At 65.1% G+C, this 17,344-nt stretch carries 19 protein-coding genes; 8 read left to right on the top strand and 11 right to left on the bottom strand.

Annotation, left to right across the window (positions count from 1 at the left end):
• Window positions 1–15 precede the first annotated feature (15 nt).
• From upp to VGR99_RS32115, 9 genes are all read right to left on the bottom strand, one after another.
• Window positions 16–651: a uracil phosphoribosyltransferase gene (upp, locus tag VGR99_RS32155; RefSeq protein WP_326903957.1), complete on the bottom strand. Its 636-nt coding sequence runs from the start codon at window positions 649–651 to the stop codon at window positions 16–18.
• Window positions 652–853: 202 nt separating this feature from the next.
• Entirely contained in the window at window positions 854–982 is a 129-nt protein-coding gene (locus VGR99_RS32150; RefSeq protein WP_326903956.1) for a hypothetical protein, read from the bottom strand.
• Window positions 983–1,072: 90 nt separating this feature from the next.
• The gene (locus VGR99_RS32145; protein ID WP_326903955.1) at window positions 1,073–1,474 is read right to left on the bottom strand and encodes a hypothetical protein; all 402 of its coding nucleotides are present in this window, start codon (window positions 1,472–1,474) and stop codon (window positions 1,073–1,075) included.
• A gap of 17 nt (window positions 1,475–1,491) precedes the next feature.
• Entirely contained in the window at window positions 1,492–1,680 is a 189-nt protein-coding gene (locus VGR99_RS32140) for a hypothetical protein (protein ID WP_326903954.1), read from the bottom strand.
• 111 nt (window positions 1,681–1,791) lie between these two features.
• Window positions 1,792–2,187 (bottom strand): hypothetical protein, encoded by a 396-nt coding sequence (locus tag VGR99_RS32135; RefSeq protein ID WP_326903953.1) that lies wholly within the window; start codon window positions 2,185–2,187, stop codon window positions 1,792–1,794.
• 27 nt (window positions 2,188–2,214) lie between these two features.
• Complete coding sequence (gene dapA, locus VGR99_RS32130; RefSeq protein ID WP_326903952.1) at window positions 2,215–3,132, bottom strand: 4-hydroxy-tetrahydrodipicolinate synthase; 918 nt, start codon at window positions 3,130–3,132, stop codon at window positions 2,215–2,217.
• Between the two features lie 24 nt (window positions 3,133–3,156).
• Entirely contained in the window at window positions 3,157–3,411 is a 255-nt protein-coding gene (locus VGR99_RS32125) for a hypothetical protein (protein ID WP_326903951.1), read from the bottom strand.
• 132 nt (window positions 3,412–3,543) lie between these two features.
• Window positions 3,544–3,822: a hypothetical protein gene (locus VGR99_RS32120; RefSeq protein ID WP_326903950.1), complete on the bottom strand. Its 279-nt coding sequence runs from the start codon at window positions 3,820–3,822 to the stop codon at window positions 3,544–3,546.
• Window positions 3,823–3,844: 22 nt separating this feature from the next.
• Window positions 3,845–4,312: a hypothetical protein gene (locus VGR99_RS32115; protein ID WP_326903949.1), complete on the bottom strand. Its 468-nt coding sequence runs from the start codon at window positions 4,310–4,312 to the stop codon at window positions 3,845–3,847.
• A 445-nt stretch (window positions 4,313–4,757) separates the two neighbouring features.
• Here VGR99_RS32115 and VGR99_RS32110 point away from each other — a divergent pair, with 445 nt between their 5' ends.
• The 7 genes from VGR99_RS32110 (at window position 4,758) to VGR99_RS32080 (ending at window position 13,155) form a co-directional block, all read left to right on the top strand.
• Window positions 4,758–4,910: a hypothetical protein gene (locus VGR99_RS32110; RefSeq protein ID WP_326903948.1), complete on the top strand. Its 153-nt coding sequence runs from the start codon at window positions 4,758–4,760 to the stop codon at window positions 4,908–4,910.
• An 11-nt stretch (window positions 4,911–4,921) separates the two neighbouring features.
• The gene (locus tag VGR99_RS32105; protein ID WP_326903947.1) at window positions 4,922–5,011 is read left to right on the top strand and encodes a K(+)-transporting ATPase subunit F; all 90 of its coding nucleotides are present in this window, start codon (window positions 4,922–4,924) and stop codon (window positions 5,009–5,011) included.
• Between the two features lie 112 nt (window positions 5,012–5,123).
• Window positions 5,124–6,827 carry a potassium-transporting ATPase subunit KdpA gene (gene kdpA / locus VGR99_RS32100; RefSeq protein ID WP_326903946.1) on the top strand — a complete coding sequence of 568 codons (1,704 nt, stop codon included), beginning with the start codon at window positions 5,124–5,126 and terminating at the stop codon, window positions 6,825–6,827.
• Between the two features lie 46 nt (window positions 6,828–6,873).
• The gene (gene kdpB, locus VGR99_RS32095) at window positions 6,874–8,988 is read left to right on the top strand and encodes a potassium-transporting ATPase subunit KdpB (RefSeq protein ID WP_326903945.1); all 2,115 of its coding nucleotides are present in this window, start codon (window positions 6,874–6,876) and stop codon (window positions 8,986–8,988) included.
• Window positions 8,989–9,099: 111 nt separating this feature from the next.
• Window positions 9,100–9,705, top strand: coding sequence for a K(+)-transporting ATPase subunit C (locus VGR99_RS32090; protein ID WP_326903944.1), 606 nt, complete (start codon window positions 9,100–9,102; stop codon window positions 9,703–9,705).
• A 40-nt stretch (window positions 9,706–9,745) separates the two neighbouring features.
• The gene (locus tag VGR99_RS32085; protein ID WP_326903943.1) at window positions 9,746–12,469 is read left to right on the top strand and encodes a sensor histidine kinase KdpD; all 2,724 of its coding nucleotides are present in this window, start codon (window positions 9,746–9,748) and stop codon (window positions 12,467–12,469) included.
• On the top strand, window positions 12,466–13,155 hold the full coding sequence (locus VGR99_RS32080) for a response regulator transcription factor (protein ID WP_326903942.1): 690 nt from the start codon (window positions 12,466–12,468) through the stop codon (window positions 13,153–13,155). The genes VGR99_RS32085 and VGR99_RS32080 overlap by 4 nt, the downstream gene beginning before the upstream one ends.
• 125 nt (window positions 13,156–13,280) lie before the next feature.
• Here the strand turns inward: VGR99_RS32080 and VGR99_RS32075 are convergent, their stop codons facing one another.
• A complete protein-coding gene (locus VGR99_RS32075) occupies window positions 13,281–14,165 on the bottom strand; it encodes a Ku protein (RefSeq protein ID WP_326903941.1) in 885 nt (294 codons plus the stop codon).
• Window positions 14,166–14,283: 118 nt separating this feature from the next.
• Between VGR99_RS32075 and ligD the strand changes: the two genes are divergently transcribed.
• Window positions 14,284–16,956: a DNA ligase D gene (gene ligD, locus VGR99_RS32070; RefSeq protein ID WP_326903940.1), complete on the top strand. Its 2,673-nt coding sequence runs from the start codon at window positions 14,284–14,286 to the stop codon at window positions 16,954–16,956.
• Window positions 16,957–17,084: 128 nt separating this feature from the next.
• On the opposite strand, the gene VGR99_RS32065 is transcribed toward ligD, so the two are convergent.
• Window positions 17,085–17,249 carry a DUF3309 family protein gene (locus VGR99_RS32065; protein ID WP_007595743.1) on the bottom strand — a complete coding sequence of 55 codons (165 nt, stop codon included), beginning with the start codon at window positions 17,247–17,249 and terminating at the stop codon, window positions 17,085–17,087.
• Window positions 17,250–17,344: the final 95 nt, after the last annotated feature.

Below are 17,344 nucleotides of genomic sequence, written 5' to 3'. Positions count from 1 at the left end.
ATCGCGCAGACCTGTCTACTTGGTGCCGAACATCCGGTCGCCGGCATCGCCCAGGCCCGGCACGATGTAGCCGTGGTCGTTGAGCCGCTCATCGATCGCGGCGGTCCAGACCGGCACGTCAGGATGCTCGCTCTGGAACTGCGCGATACCTTCGGGCGCGGCCAGAAGGCAGACGAAGCGGATGTCGCGGGCGCCGCGGTCCTTGAGCAGGGAGGCGCCGGCGCAGGCCGAATTGCCGGTCGCCAGCATCGGGTCCATCAGGATCACGGTGCGGTCGGACAGATCCTGCGGCGCCTTGAAGTAATATTCCACGGCCTGCAATGTCTCGGGGTCGCGGTAGAGCCCGATATGGGCGATGCGCGCCGACGGCATCAGCGCCAGCATGCCGTCGAGGAAGCCGACGCCGGCGCGCAGGATCGGCGCCAGCGTGAGCTTCTTGCCGGCGATCTTCGGCGCCTGCATCGCCGCGATCGGCGTCTCGATCTCAACCAGCTCCAGCGGCAGGTCGCGTGTCACCTCGTAGCCGAGCAGCATCCCGATCTCGTTCAGGATCTCGCGAAAGCTCTTGGTCGAGCGGTCCTTCTCCCGCATCAGGGAGAGCTTGTGCTGGACCAGGGGGTGGGCGACGACGTTGACGTTGCTGCTGCTCATGCAACCGCTCTACACGGTTCCGTGAGATTTCGCCAGATCGGGCAGGCCTTTTCCGCAGGGATAGGCGGCCTCAGGCGGGCATCGTCACCGCGCTTCGCGCCCGGCTGCTTGCCGCATAGGCAGCCATGGTCAATTCACGGTCGATCGCCGCGCTCATGGCGTCCATGGCTGGCCGATCGAGGCGGAAACTAGGAGCTGACGGCTAGACGCCGAGCCCGCGCGCAACGAGCGTGATGACGATCGTCAGGACCGCGCCCCAGATCAGGCTCAGCGTCATGGTCAGGATCGTCGTGGTCACCGCGTGCTCGAGATTTCCCTTGAGGAGCTGCACGCTATTTGTCCGAGGCGGGCGCAGCGCCGGTGCGCAAGCCGAACAGCAATGCACCCAGCAACGCGACGAGGATGGCGATTTTGAGCTCGATCATGCCTGCGGCCTTCCTGCCTTCAGCCTTGCCAGCACGCGGGCGACAAGCTGCCTCGCGCCTTCTGCCAGCACGATCAGGACATTGCCGCGGTTCTCGACATCGAGCTCGAAGGTCTCGGTGGGGAACACCAGGGCGCAGCGGGCCGGCGCGCTCTGACGGTTGGCGAAATCCACCGCCGAGCTCTTGAACAGGAACAGGCCGCCGACGCGTCCATTCGCTTCGCGCGCCACCCAGAGGCCGGCGCTGTTGCGTCCAATGAAGAAGGCGGGGATGGCGGCGCTGACGACATCCGGATCGAGCGGCTTGAGCGCCGAGGCTTGCCTGGTGCCGGTCTGCCGACGGGACGCCTGAAGGGCAATCGCGGCCATGGCCGCTTCTTCACACATTTGCAAGGTCACGACGACCTCCCTGCTGCTCAGGCGTGCATGTGCCAGACATGGATCGCGGTCTTCAGCGCGATGAGTGCCGTAAGCACGCTGCCCATCGAGAGCAAGGTCAGCGCGCCGAGGGCGAGGTCCTTGAGCTTCGCCTTGCGCGCCTCGGAGATGCGCGCCGGACGCTCGGAGGCGAAGGGCCGGTCAAGGTGATGTGTGAGGATCGACATGTTGGAAGTCCTTATCTGGGGCGGCAAGACGGCCGCTCCGATCATGCCTTCCATGATGGCCATCGCTGCGTAGGATTGCGAGATGAGCGCCGGGGCGCCTGTATAGGAAAGTCATAAAGGCGCCGGTGGCCGCGACGGCAGTCCTCTGAAGAGGTTGTGGTGGCGCTTCGGTCGCGGCTTGGACGGCGCCGGCTTCGAAGGCGCCAGCCCGACGGCGGCGGCGAAGGCAAGGCGCAATCGCGGCTCGTCGATCTGCTTGCAGAAGCAGTCCAAAGTCGCCTCCGCGTCCTGCCGCTGGCCCTCGATCGCCGCGCAGAGATGGGAGCTGGTGCGCCGGAAGAAGCGCAGCGAGTCCTCGCCGCCGCGCCGGCCGCCGAGACGATCGAGCTCGGCTGCGAGCGCAGCAACATTGAGCCTGTCGGAATCGCTCCGCATCACGGCAAAGCGCAGCACCGCAAGCTGCCAGGCGCAGAGCAGCCTGTGATGGTCTTCGACGGATGGCTGCATGTGAATTCCGCAACGCGGCGCGAGGCATCAGGCGCCGACGCTGTCGATCAGATCCTCGTCGGCGATCGCGGCAAAGGCGCGGACCACCTCCCTCTGCGCGGCGGCATCCAGCGGCACGATCGGCAGCCGCGTGGCCGGCGACATCAGGCCCAATACGTTGAGGGCGCTCTTGAGCGCGGCCGGGCTGTCCTTGGCGAGGCAGGCGATGAGCGGGACGAGGCGCTTGTGCAGATAGCGGGCGGACTGCAGGCGCCCCTGCCTGACCTGCGAGAAGATCGTGCGGCAGAGATCAGGGGCGATATTGGAGACTTCCGAGATCGCGCCATCGCCGCCGCTCGCGATATAGCCGAAGGCGGTGACGTCATCGCCGGAGAGCAGGCGGAAGCCGGCCGGCAGCAGCCGGGCGAGTCGCATCGGGCGGGTAACGTCGCAGCTCGCATCGCGCAGGCCGACGAACTGGCGGGATTCGACGAGGCGCAAAAGCGTCTCGTCGGCAAGGGGACGCAGGGTGCGGGAGGGAATGTCGTGCACGATCACCGGCAGGCCGGTCGCGCCGGCGATGGCCCTGAAGTGCGCGAGCATGCCCTCCTGCATCGGCTTGTTGTAGGCGGGCACCGCCGCCATGACGGCATCGGCGCCGGCCGCTTCCGCGCGCCGCGCAAGCTCGATGACCTGGCTGGTGGCGTTCGATAGCGCGCCGGCGATGATCCGCGTGCGGCCGTGGGCGACATCAACCGCGGTGCGAATGACGAGCTCCTGCTCGGCCGGCGAGAGCGTCGGTGCTTCGCCGGCCGTCTCGCAGACCACGATCGCGGGGACGCCAGCCGCGATCTGGCGCTCGCAGAGCGCGGCGAACGCCGCGATGTCGACAGCGTCCGCGGCGTCGAACGGCGTCGGCAGGTCCGGAATGAAGCCGGTGAACCAGGCAGAGGGTGGAATGAACATGATTTCCCGCGGGATGGCGCCGGCTCAGGCGGCGCGCTGCGAGACGATGGTGTTGGGGCTCTTGCCCATGTCGAGCTCGATCTCGCGCGGCAGCTCGACGATGGTTTCCGGATGCTGTCCGTTCTCGAACAGCGCATATTTGACGGCCTGGGCGCGGCTGACGAACAGGCCGCCATACAGGCCGTTCTGCTCCTGCGCGACCCATTGTCCCCTGTGGTTGCGGCCGACGAAGACGATGGTCGAGGGAGAGCTGCACGAGGGCGGTTCGACGAGCTTCATTGACTTAGTCCTTCCAATTGACAGAGGTGGCGGACGCGAACCCGCAACCGTCCGATCAATATCTGTTCAAGCGAATATGATTTCGAGTGAGGCGCTGCGGCGATCGCATAGGAAGCTTATAAGAGCGCGTGTTCAGCCCGGCTCGCTCGCGAGGTGAACCAGCGCGAACAGCGCGCCGAATGCAGCGCATTCGTCCCAATGATTGAGGACGGCGCCGAACAGCTGCTCGCGGCGCAGAAGCGCGACGGTGGCGCAGAGGACGATCGACATCCAGAGCAGGGCGGCGAGGCTCCGTCCGAAGCCGATGCTGCCGAATGCGGCAAAAGCGGCGAGGAGGACGACGCGCACGGCAAAGCGCGCAATGACCCGGCCCGAGCCTAGCGCGCGCGACTTGTCCGAAGGTTGCGCCAAGGTGCGAATCCGTCCGGATGACTCAGCTGAAGTTCTCGCAACCGACCGGCTCGTAGAGCGAGTCTATGGCGGGTCGCACCGTGGGAACGCTTGGCCGCGATGCCTCGACGGCGAGCGCCTGCACCTCGATGAAGGCCGACAGCAGCGCGAGCGCGAGATCGCCATGGTGCGCCTCGACCGCGGCATCCAGCCAGTCCGGCAATTCACGTTCGCGCGACAGCGCGCAGTGCCATTCACCTTCATCATAGGCGATGCGGCGAACCTGCCAGAGCGGCAGCTCCAGCTCCATCAGCGCCAATGCCGCATCGGTCCAGGCCTGCGCGTCGACAAGACGCATGATGCGTGCGCGACGCTCGGTCTGTGCGGGCGAGGTGAAGCGGCGGCAGGCGTTCTCGATGATGTCGAGCATCAACGGACGCGTCATTGTCTGCGCATCGCTCAAGCGCCTGGCGAGCGAAGGCGGGTCGTAATGGCGGAGAGCGGCGGTCATGTCGGGCCTCCTGGAATGGGTGTCGGTCAGTCGGCCGGCCTCTCCAAGATGGCTGGAACGTCATTTGAAAACGAGATGAGGAGGGGGCGAGAGATATAGGGATTTCATAAAGGCACGGACGCTATCCGATAGGAGATGCGGGGAACGCGCATTTTCGACGGTCGTTTCGCCAAATGCCGTCGCTGATCGAAGCAGGCATTTTTGGAAGACCCGGCGCCGGTCCGCCGTAACTATCGGTCACGAAGGCGATGCCGGATCGGCATCGCCGATTGCCCCTCTCGGACCAGCAGCTGGAGTGCCTTGCCGGTGCCATTCGGCCGCCCTCAACCACGGGCCGGTCTTTATGGGATTCCTATAAGGTCGCCATAGGGCTCATCTCGAAAACCTATGCGCGGGATGGCACCTCAGTGCGGTGAAAGTTCCGGCCGATTGCCGGAGATATGCATTGCATTGGCGCGGAGCCGGCCGGGATCTGGAGACAGGCCGGATATCGTCGCGCAACGAGGAGAACTCCATGATGGACATTCTGATGCTGGCGCTGGGCTTCGCCTTCTTCGCCCTCGCGGTCGGCTACACCTATGCCTGCGAACGGCTGTGAGGGAGCGAACCATGATCTTCGATTATGCGCTCGCCAGCGCCGTCTCGTTCGGCCTCCTGATCTATCTCACCTACGCGCTGCTGCGACCCGAGCGGTTCTGAGCCGTGCTGCTGATTCTCGAATTGCTGCTGGCCGACGCTGTGCTCGTCGCCGGCCTGCTTGCTCTGCTTCTTCCGCTCCTGCGCCGGACACAAAGTCTGAAGGGTTAATATCATGACCATGATCGGTTGGCTCCAGATCATTCTTTACTGCGCCATCATCGTCGCGCTGACCAAGCCGCTCGGCTGGTACATGACGCGCGTGTTCAATGGCGAACGGACGTTTCTTTCGCCGGTGCTGCGGCCGATCGAGGCCGGCATCTACTGGATCTCCGGCGTTAACGAGAGACGCGAGCAGCATTGGCTGACCTACACGGTCTCGATGCTGCTGTTCCACGTCGGCGGCTTCCTCATCATCTACGGCGTGATGCGGCTCCAGGCCGTGCTGCCGTTCAATCCGGCCGGGCAGGGCGCGGTTGCCGAGGATCTTTCCTTCAACACCGCGATCTCCTTTATCACCAACACCAACTGGCAGAATTACGGCGGTGAGAGCACGATCTCCTATCTCGTGCAGATGCTTGGCCTGACGCACCAGAACTTCTTGTCGGCGGCAACCGGTATCGCGCTCGCGGTCGCACTGATCCGCGGCTTCTCGCGCGCCTCGGTGCGCACGATCGGTAATTTCTGGGTCGACGTCACCCGCTGCACGCTCTACGTCCTGCTGCCGATCTGCGTCGTTTATGCGTTGTTCCTGGTCTCGCAGGGTATGCCGCAGACGCTCGGCGACTATGTCGAGGCGACCACGCTCGAGGGCGCCAAGCAGACCATCGCGGTCGGCCCGGTCGCGTCCCAGGTCGCGATCAAGATGCTCGGCACCAACGGCGGCGGCTTCTTCAACGCCAACGCGGCGCACCCCTTCGAGAATCCGACTGCGTTGTCGAACTTCGTGCAGATGCTGTCGATCTTCGCGCTGGGCGCGTCGCTGACCAACGTGTTCGGCCGCATGGTCGGCAACCAGCGTCAGGGCTGGGCAATCCTCGCCGTGATGGGCGTGCTGTTCGTTTCGGGCGTTGCCATCACCTATTGGGCGGAGGCCAACGGCACTTCGACCATGCACGCACTCGGCCTGACCGGCGGCAACATGGAAGGCAAGGAGGTTCGCTTCGGCATCGTTGCGTCCTCGCTGTTCGCCGTGATCACGACGGCGGCCTCCTGCGGCGCGGTCAACGCCATGCATGACAGCTTCACCGCGCTTGGCGGCATGATCCCGCTGATCAACATGCAACTCGGCGAGATCATCGTCGGCGGCGTCGGTGCCGGCCTCTACGGCATGCTGCTGTTCGTCGTGCTCGCGATCTTCGTGGCGGGCCTGATGGTCGGCCGCACGCCGGAATATGTCGGCAAGAAGATCGAGGCGCGCGAGGTCAAGATGGCGATGCTCGCGATCCTGGTGCTGCCGCTGATGTATCTCGGCTGGACTGCGGTCGGCGTGGTCTATCCGGCGGCGGTTGCCTCGATGGCGAATGCCGGCCCGCACGGCTTCACCGAGGTGCTCTACGCCTTCACCTCGGCGACCGGCAACAACGGGTCGGCCTTCGCCGGCCTCACCGGCAACACCCTGTTCTACAACCTCACGCTCGCCAGCGCGATGTTCGTCGGCCGCTTCTTCATGATCGTCCCGGCGATGGCGATTGCGGGCTCGCTGGCCGCCAAGAAATCGATCCCGCCGTCGGCGGGCACGTTCCCGACCACGGGCGGGCTGTTCGTCGGTCTCGTCGTCGGCGTGATCCTGATCATCGGCGGCCTGACCTTCTTCCCGGCGCTCGCGCTCGGTCCCATCGTCGAGCATCTCGCGATGAACGCCGGCCAAGTGTTCTGATCAACAAGTGTTCTGATCGACTTCTGATTGGTTTGGAGTGACCTCCATGGATACGATGAAACTGCAAAAACGTGCCCCGATGTCGGCGATGCTCGATCCCAAGATCGTGCTCCCCGCGATCCGGGCGTCCTTCACCAAGCTCGATCCGCGGCTGATGGTGAAGAACCCCGTGATGTTCGTGGTCGAGATCGTGGCCGCGCTCACCACCGTGATCTTCCTGCGCGACCTCGTCACCGGCGGCGCAAATCTCGGCTTCACCTTCCAGATCATCCTCTGGCTCTGGTTCACCGTATTGTTCGCCAACTTCGCCGAAGCGGTCGCCGAAGGCCGCGGCAAGGCGCAGGCGGAATCGCTGCGCAAGACCCGCACCGAGAGCCAGGCCAAGCTCCTCGCCGGCGCAGGCCCGGATTTCAAGCTGGTGCCGGGCACGAGCCTGAAGGTCGGCGACATCGTGCTGGTCGAGGCGGGGGATACCATTCCCTCCGACGGCGAGGTCATCGAGGGCGTCGCCTCCGTCAACGAAGCCGCCATCACCGGTGAATCCGCGCCCGTGATCCGCGAGTCCGGCGGCGACCGTTCCGCGGTGACCGGCGGCACGCAGGTGCTGTCCGACTGGATCCGCGTCCGCATCACCGCGGCGCAGGGCTCGACCTTCATCGACCGCATGATCAAGCTGGTCGAGGGTGCCGAGCGGGCGAAGACCCCGAACGAGATTGCGCTCAACATCCTGCTTGCCGGTCTCACCATCATCTTCGTGTTCGCCACCGTCACCATTCCGAGCTATGCGGCCTATGCCGGCGGTTCGATCTCGGTGATCGTGCTGGTCGCCTTGTTCGTGACGCTGATCCCGACCACGATCGGTGCGCTGCTGTCGGCGATCGGCATCGCCGGTATGGACCGCCTGGTGCGCTTCAACGTGCTGGCGATGTCCGGCCGCGCGGTCGAGGCTGCGGGCGACGTCGACACGTTGTTGCTGGACAAGACCGGCACCATCACGCTGGGCAACCGGCAGGCGACCGCCTTCCGCCCCGTGCGCGGCGTGACCGAGCAGGAGTTGGCGGACGCGGCCCAGCTCGCCTCGCTCGCCGACGAGACCCCGGAGGGCCGCTCCATCGTCGTGCTGGCGAAGGAGAAATACGGCATCCGCGGCCGCGACATGGCCGAGCTCGGCGCCACCTTCATTCCGTTCACGGCGCAGACCCGCATGAGCGGCGTCGATGCCGGCGGCTCGTCGGTGCGCAAGGGCGCGGTGGACGCGATGCTCAACTATGTCGGCGGCGGCGCACCGCTGGCCGTTGCTTCCGGCAATACGGCCCGCGCCATCCAGCCCGCCGGGCTATCGGAGACCGGCCGCGAGATCCAGGCCATTGCCGACGAGATCTCGAAAGCTGGCGGCACGCCGCTGGCGGTCGCCAAGGACGGCAAGCTGCTCGGCGTCATCCAGCTCAAGGACATCGTCAAGGGCGGTATCCGCGAACGCTTTGCCGAGCTGCGCCGCATGGGCATCCGCACCGTCATGATCACCGGCGACAACCCGATGACGGCGGCCGCGATCGCGGCAGAGGCGGGCGTCGATGATTTCCTCGCCCAGGCAACGCCCGAGGACAAGCTCAAGCTGATCCGCGACGAGCAGGCCAAGGGCAAGCTGGTGGCCATGTGCGGCGACGGCACCAACGACGCCCCGGCGCTCGCGCAGGCCGATGTCGGTGTCGCCATGAACACCGGCACCCAGGCCGCCCGCGAGGCCGGCAACATGGTCGACCTCGACTCCAACCCGACCAAGCTGATCGAGGTGGTCGAGATCGGCAAGCAGCTTCTGATGACGCGCGGTGCGCTGACGACCTTCTCGATCGCCAACGACGTCGCCAAGTATTTCGCGATCATCCCGGCGATGTTCCTGGCGTTCTACCCGCAGCTCAACGTGCTCAACATCATGAACCTGTCGAGCCCGCAGAGCGCCATCCTGTCGGCGATCATCTTCAACGCGCTGATCATCATCGGGCTGATTCCGCTGGCGCTGAAGGGCGTCGCCTACCGTGCGGTCGGTGCCGGTGCGCTGCTCCGCCGGAACCTCCTGATCTACGGCCTCGGCGGCATCGTCATTCCCTTCATCGGCATCAAGGCGATCGATCTCGCGGTCGTTGCCCTGCACCTGGCTTAACCCCGTCATTGCGAGCGAAGCGAAGCAATCCAGAAATGTCTCAACGGCTGACAGCCTGGATTGCTTCGTCGCTTCGCTCCTCGCAATGACGAAAGAAATTGGAGACCGAAAATGCTCAGAGAAATCCGCCCCGCCATCGTCCTGCTGCTGGTGCTGACCGCCATCACGGGCCTGGCCTATCCGCTCGCGATGACCGGCATTGCCGGCGCGATCTTTCCCGCCAAGGCGCAAGGCAGCCTGATCGAACGGGACGGCAAGGTTGTCGGCTCCGCCCTGATCGGGCAGGAGTTCAAGGAGGACAAATATTTCCACGGCCGCCTGTCCGCCACGCTTGCGCCGGACCCGAATGATTCGACCAAGACCGTTTCGGCACCCTACAATGCCGCCAATTCCGGCGGCTCCAATCTCGGCCCGACCAGCAAGGCGCTGGCCGACCGGTTGAAGGAGGATGTGGACAAGCTGAAGGCGGAAAATCCCGGTGCTGCCGTGCCGGTGGACCTGGTCACCACCTCGGCCAGCGGCCTCGACCCGGACATCTCGCCGGAAGCCGCGCAATTCCAGATTCCGCGCGTCGCCAAGGCCCGGAATCTGCCGGAAGACGCGGTGAAGCAGCTCGTGGCTTCCAATACCGAAGGCCGCCTGCTCGGCCTGCTCGGCGAACCCCGCGTTAACGTATTGGCATTGAACCTCGCGCTCGATCGCGCCGCCGCGAAGTAGCGGTCTAGGCTCGTGGCGCTCCGATGATTATATTGGCCACATGGTCCGAGAGCGCCGCGATCCCGAACAACGTCCGTCTCCCGAGGCGCTGCTGGACGCCGCGCGCCGGGAGGAGAGCGCGAGCGGCAAGCTGAAGATCTTCGTCGGCGCCGCCCCGGGCGTCGGCAAGACCTACGAGATGCTGCAAAGCGCCCATGCCAGGCGCAAGGCCGGCATCGATGTCGTGGTCGGCTTCGTCGAGACCCATGGCCGCGCCGAGACCGAGGCGCTGGTGCGGGGGCTGGAAGTGGTCCCGCGCAAGCGGCTCGATTATCGCGGGCAAACCGTCGAGGAAATGGACCTCGACGCCGTGATCGCGCGGCGGCCGACAATCGCGCTGGTCGACGAGCTCGCCCACACCAATGCCGTGGGCAGCCGTCATCCCAAGCGCTACCTCGACGTCGAGGAGCTGCTCTCCCACGGCATCGATGTCTACACCGCCGTCAACATCCAGCACATCGAGAGCCTGAACGACGTCGTCGCGCAGATCACCCATGTGCGGGTGCGCGAGACCGTGCCGGATTCGATCTTCGATCGTGCCGACGCGATCGAGCTGATCGACCTTACGCCCGACGATCTGATCCAGCGGCTGAAGGAGGGCAAGGTCTACGTCTCCAAGCAGGCCGAGCGGGCGCTGGAGCACTATTTCTCGCCCGGCAACCTGACCGCGCTGCGCGAGCTGGCGCTGCGCCGCACGGCGGAACGGGTCGACGAGCAGCTTCTCACCCACATGCAGGCCAACGCGATCGCCGGCCCCTGGGCCGCGGGCGAGCGCATCCTGGTCTGCGTCAGCGAGGATCCGCGCGCCGCCGGCCTCGTCCGCTACACCAAGCGCCTGGCCGACCGGCTGCATGCCCCCTTCACCGCGATCTCGATCGAGACGCGGCGATCCCTGCAATTGTCCGACGAGGAGCGCGACCGCCTCGCCGATACGCTGCGGCTCGCGGAATCGCTGGGCGGCGAGGCACTGACCATTCCGGCCGTCGGGCGCCGCATCGCCGACGACGTCATCAACTTCGCGCAAGGCAACAACGTCACCCAGATCGTGATCGGCAAGTCGACGCGCTCACGCTGGTTCGAGATGACGCGCGGCTCGGTCGTGCATGATCTCGTTCGCCGCGCCGGCAATATCAGCGTTCACGTCATTCCCGGCGACGAGCTGCCTGAAGAGGCCGTGCCCAAGACGGCGGTGCAGACGGCGGCGCGGTCCGATCCGTTCGATGCCCGGCCCTATCTGAAGGCGCTCGGGATCACGGCGCTCGGCCTTGCGGCCGCCGTGGCCATCAAGCCGTATTTCGGCATCGAGAACGTCGACCTGATGTTCCTGACGGCCGTGGTGACGGTTGCGGTGCGCTACGGGCTGTGGCCGTCGCTGCTCGCGAGTGTCGCGGCGTCACTGGCCTACAACTTCTTCTTCCTGCCGCCGGTCTACACATTCACCATCACCGATCCCACCAACGTCGCGGCGTTCTTCTTCTTCATGCTGATCGCCTTCGTGGTGTCGAACGTTGCCGGGCGGGTGCGCACCCAGGCCGACACCGCAATCGGCCGCATCAGGACGACCGAACAGCTCTATGCGTTCAGCCGGAAGCTCGCGGGCACCGCGACGCTCGACGACGTGTTGTGGGCGAGCGCCTATCAGATCGCGCTGATGCTGAAGGTGCGCGTCGTGCTGCTGCTGCCGGAAGACGGCCTGCTCACGGTGAAATCCGGCTATCCGCCGGAAGACCAGCTCGACCAGGCTGATCTAGCCGCCGCCAACTGGGCCTGGAGCAATGACCGTTCCGCCGGCCGCGGCTCGGACACGCTGCCGGGCGCCAAGCGGCTGTTCCTGCCGATGCGCACGGGGCGCGGCCCGATCGGCGTCATCGGCATCGACAATGATCGCACCGGTCCGCTGCTGACGCCGGACCAGCGCCGGCTGCTCGATGCGCTGGTCGATCAGGGGGCGCTCGCGATCGAACGCGTGCTGCTGGTCGAGGACATGGACCGGGTCAAGCGCACCGTCGAGTCCGAGCGCTTGCGCTCGGCGCTGCTGACCTCGATCTCGCATGACCTGAAGACGCCGCTTGCCTCGGTGCTCGGTGCCGCCTCGACCATGCGCGATCTCGCCGGCGCGCTGTCGGACAGCGAGAAGCGCGATCTGCTCGCGACCGTGATCGACGAGTCCGAGCGGCTCAACCGCTTCATCGCCAATCTGCTCGACATGACCAAGCTCGAATCCGGCGCCATCGTGCCGAATACGGCGCTGCACGACCTCGGCGAGATCGTCGGCAGCGCGCTGCGGCGCGCGAGCAAGATCCTGACCGCCCACAAGGTGGAGCTGGTGCTGGCCGCCGACCTTCCGATGCTCGAGCTCGATGCCGTGCTGTTCGAGCAGGTGCTGTTCAATTTGCTCGACAACGCCGCCAAATATTCGCCGCCCGACACCACGATCGCGATCAGGAGCCGGCGCGAGCGGGATCAGGTGGTGCTTGATATCGCCGACGAAGGCGCCGGCATTCCGCCCGGCGAGCTCGAGAGTGTGTTCGACAAGTTCTATCGCGTCCAGAAGGGCGACCATGTCCGTCCCGGCACCGGGCTTGGGCTTGCCATCTCGCGTGGCTTCGTCGAGGCCATGCGCGGCACGATCTCAGCCGCCAACCGCAGCGACCGGAGCGGCGCCGTCCTCACCATCCGTCTGCCGGTTCCGGCACAGACCCACGCATTGGATACCGCCGCATGAGTGCTGCCCCGATCAAGGTTCTTGTCATCGACGACGAGCCGCCGATCCGCAAATTGCTGCGGATGGGGCTGACGACACAGGGTTATGAAATCCTGGAGGCGTCGAACGGCAAGATCGCGCTGGAGAAGCTCGCCGAGGGACCCGCCTTGATCATCCTCGATCTCGGCCTGCCCGATATCCAGGGCCATGAGCTGCTGCGCACCATCCGCGCCCGCAACGAGGCGGTGCCGATCGTGGTGCTGTCGAGCCGCGGCGACGAGGCCGGCAAGGTGCAGGCGCTCGATCTCGGCGCCGACGATTACCTGACAAAGCCGTTCGGCATGGACGAGCTGCTGGCGCGCCTGCGCGCCGCGTTGCGCCACCAGCTTCAGGTGCAGGGCGAACGTCCGGTGTTCCGCACTGGCGATCTCTCGGTCGATCTCGTCCGTCGCATCGTCAAGGTCGGCGAGCGGGACGTCAAACTGTCGCCGAAAGAATACGACCTGCTCCGCGTGCTGGTGCAGCACGCCGGCAAGGTGCTCACCCACCGCTTCCTGCTCAAGGAGCTCTGGGACGAGCTGACCGATGCGCAATATCTCCGCGTCTATGTCCGCCAGCTCCGCCAGAAGATCGAGGCCGATCCGGAACGGCCGCAATATGTGCTGACGGAGACGGGGATCGGGTACCGGCTGAAGGCGGGGGATTGATCCCCGCGGATACGTAGGATGGGTAGAGCGAAGCGAAACCCATCATCCCTTTGCGCCCGCTGACGTGCGATGGGTTTCGCTTCGCTCTACCCATCCTACGATGCTCACATCAATAGCGGAGCAAATCAGCCCGCCTTCCGATGCCGCGCCGTCGAGCGGTGCGCCTTCTTCGCGGCCCGCTGCCGCCCTGTCGCACGCCGCGCGTGCGACTTCGCCGCCGTCTTCTTCCCGCCGCGTCCCTTCAGGCTCTGCTTCAACGCGTCCATCAGGCTGACGACGTTGCTCGGCCGCTCCTCGGGCTCGGGCAATTCGATCTTCTTGCCGCTCGCCTTGCGCTTGACCAGCGCCTTCAGCGCGGTCTCGTAGTCGTCCTTGAATTTCTTCGGGTCGAAATGCGCGGCCTTGGTGTGCAGGATGTGGCCGGCGAGCTCGATCATGTCCTTGGTGATCTTCGGGCTCTTGATGTCGTCGAAGAACTGGTCTTCGTCACGCAGCTCGTAAGGGTAGCGCAGCGTGGTGCCGAGCAGGCCCTTGCCGAGCGGCTCGATCGCAATGATGTGCTCGCGGTTGGTGAGCACGATCTTTGCGAGCGCGACGCGGTCCTGGTCCTTCATGGCGTCGCGGATCACCGCAAAGGCGTCGGTCGCGGCCTTTCCCTCGGGCGCGATGTAATAGGGATGGTTGAGATAGCGTTGGTCGATCTCCTCGCTCGGCACGAAGCTTTCGATGTCGATGGTGTGGTTGCTCTCGATCTGCACAGCCTCGAGCTCCCCCGGCTCGATCTCGACATATTTGCCCTTGCGCAGCTCGTAGCCGCGACCCTTCTGGTCGCTCTCGACGACGTCGCCGGTCTCGGAATCGACCATCTGCTGCTTGAGCCGGTTGCCGGTTTCGCGGTTGATCATGTGAAACCGCGTCTTCTCGGCCGCCGTGGTCGCCGGATAGAGTGCGACCGGGCAGCTGACCAGCGAGAGCTTCAACGTTCCCTTCCAATAGGCGCGCGGGGCCATTCCATTCTCCAGTGATTTCAAGGTGTTTTGGAACCCCAACCTCCCGATCGGGTTTTGGTTCCGGGCGGGACTTTTGCCGTGATAGGCTTCATCGCGATTAGAGAATGCGGGACCGGTCGTGCTGCGAAAACTCTCCACCTACCGACAGAAACGCGATTTCGAGAAGACGCCGGAGCCGTCAGGCGAGACCGCTGTCGCGCCGTCCAAACATCGGCGTTTCGTGATCCAGAAGCACGATGCGACCCGGCTGCATTACGACTTCCGGCTCGAATTCGACGGCGTGTTCAAGTCCTGGGCGGTGACGAAGGGGCCGTCGCTCGATCCGCACGACAAGCGGCTGGCTGTTGAGGTCGAGGACCATCCGCTCGACTATGGCGATTTCGAAGGGACGATTCCCGAGGGGCAGTATGGCGGCGGCACGGTGATGCTGTGGGACCGCGGCACCTGGGAATCCGACGATCCCGAAGCTGGCTTCAAGAAGGGGGACCTCAAGTTCACCCTTCACGGCGAGAAGCTGCATGGAAGCTGGGTGCTGGTCCGTATGCGGCACGACCGCAGCGGCGGCAAGCGCACCAACTGGCTCTTGATCAAGCACCGCGACGAATATGCCAGCGAGGACGAGGATATCCTCGCGCAGGACAAGTCGGTCGCCTCCGGCCGCGCGATGGAGCAGATCGCCGGCGGCAAGGGCCGCGCGCCAAAGCCGTTCATGTTGGCGAAGAGCAAGAACAAGGCCGATGCGGTCTGGCAGTCGAACCGCGCTGAGGAGACGAAGGGGCGGACCGTCAAGCCGGCGCCGCGCGCGGCCTTGAGGAGCGGCACGACTACAAAAACCAAGACCTCGAAAAAGAAGGCCACGACGGCGACGAATGCCAGCAAGGTCTCGGAGATGCCGGACTTCGTCGCGCCGCAGCTCTGCACGCCGGTCGAGCGGCCGCCCGCGGCCGACGGCTGGTGTCACGAGATCAAGTTCGACGGCTACCGCGTCCAGCTCCGCGTCGCGGACGGCGAGGCAATGCTGAAGACGCGCAAGGGCCTCGACTGGACCGACAAGTTCGCGGCGATCGCGAAGGAAGCTGGTTCGTTGCCAGATGCGCTGATCGACGGCGAGATCGTCGCGCTCGACCACAACGGCGCGCCGAATTTTTCCTCGCTCCAGGCCGCGCTGTCCGACGGAAAAACCGAAGACCTGATCTTCTTTGCCTTCGACCTCTTGTTCGCCGAGGGCCTCGATTACCGCCGCCTGCCGCTCGGCGAGCGCAAGGAGCGCCTCAAGGCGCTGCTGGAAGCGCGCAAGACGAAAGCGAGCCAGATCCGCTATGTCGAGCACTTCGTAAGCGGTGGCGATGCGGTGCTGCAATCGGCCTGCAAGCTCGAGCTTGAGGGTATCGTCTCGAAGAAGCTCGACGCGCCCTATCGATCGGGCCGTACCGAGAGCTGGACCAAGGCAAAGTGCCGCGCCGGCCATGAAGTCGTGATTGGCGGCTGGAAGACGACGGCAGGGAAATTCCGCTCGCTGATGGCCGGCGTCTATCGCGGCGATCATCTCGCCTATGTCGGCATCGTCGGCACCGGCTTTGGCGCCGACAAGGTCAAGCGCATCATGCCGCTCCTGAAGGAGGCGGCGGCGGGCGAAAGCCCGTTCGGCGGCAAGAACGCTCCGAAGAAGACGCGCGACGTGCACTGGCTCAGGCCGGAGCTGGTTGCCGAGATCGAGTTCGCAGGTTTCACCGCCGACGGCAATATCCGCCAGGCCGCCTTCAAGGGCCTGCGGCAGGATAAGCCGGCCGAGGAGGTCGAGGCCGAAACGCCCGCCGATACCGAGCTCGCAAAGCCCTCAGCGAGGAAGCGTGCCGTGCCGAAAACAGGCAAGAAGGACGCAGGCACGGCCGAGGTAATGGGCGTCGTCATCTCCAAGCCGGACAAGGAGCTGTGGCCGGATGGCGGCGACGGCGAGGGCGTCACGAAGCTCGATCTCGCACGTTATTTTGAGGCGATCGGCAACTGGATGATCGCGCACATCAAGGGGCGCCCGTGCTCGATCCTGCGTGCGCCCGACGGCATCGGCGGCGAAAAGTTCTTCCAGCGGCATGCCATGCAGGGCACCTCGAACCTGCTCGAACTGGCCAAGGTGTCAGGCGATCGCAAGCCGTATTTGCAGATCGATCGCGTCGAGGGCCTTGCCGCGGTCGCGCAGATCGGCGGCGTCGAGCTGCATCCCTGGAATTGCGCGCCGGATGCTTACGATACGCCGGGCCGCCTGGTGTTCGATCTCGACCCCGCACCGGACGTGAATTTCGCCGATGTCGTCGAAGCGGCCAAGGAGATGCGGCAGCGGCTCACCGATGTCGGCATGGAGAGTTTCTGCAAGACCACCGGCGGCAAGGGCCTGCACGTCGTGGTACCGCTGCTCCACGGCGCCCGCGACAAGGTGAGCTGGAAGGAGGCCAAGGCGTTCGCGCAAGGTGTCTGCCAGTGGATGGCCGATGACGATCCCGAGCGCTATCTGCTCAACATGTCGAAGAAGCTGCGCAACGGGAAAATCTTTCTCGACTATTTGCGCAACGATCGCCTGTCCACGGCGGTCGCGCCGTTGTCGCCCCGTGCGCGCGATGGCGCGACGGTGTCGATGCCGGTCGCCTGGGCGCAGGTGAAGGGCGATCTCGATCCGAAGCGATATACGGTGCGGACGGTGCCGGGCTTGCTGGCGCGATCGAAGGCCTGGGATGGCTACGACGATGCGGCGGCGTCGATCAAGGCGGCAGCGAAGAAGCTTGCAGTAAAGAAGTAGGGTGGGTTAGCCCTGCAGATGCGTAAAGCGCGTCTGCTCGGCGTAACCCACCACTTCTGTTTCTGCGGAGACAAAAGAGGTGGGTTACACCTTCGGCTAACCCACCTTACGAGATATTTGCTTGATCGCTAGATTCGCCCCAGCAACAGCAGGATCAGCAGAATGACGATGACGAGCCCGAGGCCGCCGCCGCCGTAATAGCCGGTGCCGTAGAACGGCCCGCCGCCGATGCCGCTGAAGCCGCCCAGCAGCGCGATGACCAGAATGATCAGAATGATCGTACCGATAGACATGCTAAGTCTCCTCCAGCCCTTTGTTGAAAGGGTCGTTTGCACCTGTCCCGTGGTGCGAGGGCAACTTGCCGCATGTTTTAAAGTTCCGGATTTGA

Source organism: Bradyrhizobium sp., from assembly GCF_035935975.1.
Lineage (GTDB): Bacteria > Pseudomonadota > Alphaproteobacteria > Rhizobiales > Xanthobacteraceae > Bradyrhizobium.
Note: the sequence above shows the minus strand (reverse complement) of the source record. Positions and strands in the feature narration are given on the sequence as shown.